Origin of the sequence: Arthrobacter sp. 2MCAF14 (genome assembly GCF_052115645.1) — a bacterium.
Classification (GTDB): Bacteria; Actinomycetota; Actinomycetes; order Actinomycetales; family Micrococcaceae; genus Arthrobacter.
The window spans coordinates 1-1,295 of record NZ_JBFRHB010000101.1; the positions used below are offsets into that span (position 1 = coordinate 1).

The following is a 1,295-nucleotide window of genomic DNA, read 5'->3' on the forward strand; positions in this document are numbered from 1 at the left end:
AAGAGAGGTTGGACGTGGCTGCAGGAGAAGAGACCTCACACATCCTTAGCGGGTTGACTTCCCAGCTGCCTGATCGTGATCCGGAAGAGACTGCCGAGTGGGTTGAGTCTTTGGATGCGTTGATCAGGGAGCAGGGCACGGAGCGGGCGCAGTTCATCATGCGCAGCCTGCTTCAGCGGGCGGGGTCCCAGTCGGTGGGGGTGCCGATGGTGACGACCACCGATTACGTGAACACGATCCCGGCGGACCAGGAAGCGCCGTTCCCGGGCAACGAGGAGTTCGAGCGCCGGTACCGGGCGTACATGCGCTGGAACGCGGCCGTGATGGTGCACCGGGCACAGCGGTCCGACATCGGGGTGGGCGGGCACATTTCCACCTATGCCGGGGCCGCGACCCTGTACGAGGTCGGCTTCAACCATTTCTTCCGCGGCAAGGACCACGCCTCCGGCGGGGACCAGGTCTTCTTCCAGGGACACGCGTCCCCGGGCATGTACGCCAGGGCGTTCATGGAAGGCCGGCTCTCCGAGGAGGACCTGGACGGGTTCCGGCAGGAAAAGTCCAAACAAGGCCACGCCCTCTCTTCCTACCCGCACCCGCGCCTGATGCCCTCGTTCTGGGAATTCCCGACCGTGTCCATGGGCATCGGCCCGATGAACGCGATCTACCAGGCCCAGTCCAACCGCTACCTGCACGACCGCGGCCTCAAAGACACCAGTGACCAGCAGGTCTGGGCGTTCCTGGGCGACGGGGAAATGGACGAGCCCGAGTCCCGCGGCCTGCTCCAGCTCGCCGCGAACGAGAACCTGGACAACCTGAACTTCGTGATCAACTGCAACCTCCAGCGCCTGGACGGGCCGGTCCGGGGCAACGGGAAGATCATGCAGGAACTGGAGGCGTTCTTCCGCGGCGCGGGCTGGAACGTCATCAAGGTCGTCTGGGGCCGGGAATGGGATGACCTCCTGGCCAAGGACACCGACGGGTCCCTRGTGAAGATCATGAACGAAACCGTCGACGGGGACTACCAGACCTACAAGGCCGAATCCGGCGGGTTCGTCCGGGAACACTTCTTCGGGAAGACCCCGGCGACCAAGGACATGGTCGCGGACCTGGACGACGAGCAGATCTGGAACCTCAAACGCGGCGGSCACGACTACCGCAAGGTCTACGCCGCGTACAAGGCCGCGGCCGAGTTCAAGGGCAAACCCACCGTGATCCTGGCCAAGACCGTCAAGGGCTACGGACTCGGACCCCACTTCGAGGGCCGCAACGCGACCCACCAAATGAAGAAACTCACC

Annotated in this window: 1 pseudogene; it reads left to right on the forward strand. The window is 64.4% G+C overall.

The window, feature by feature from the left end:
- Positions 1-14 precede the first annotated feature (14 nt).
- Positions 15-1,295: pseudogene (locus AB4074_RS24760) on the forward strand (pyruvate dehydrogenase (acetyl-transferring), homodimeric type); the annotation flags it as partial.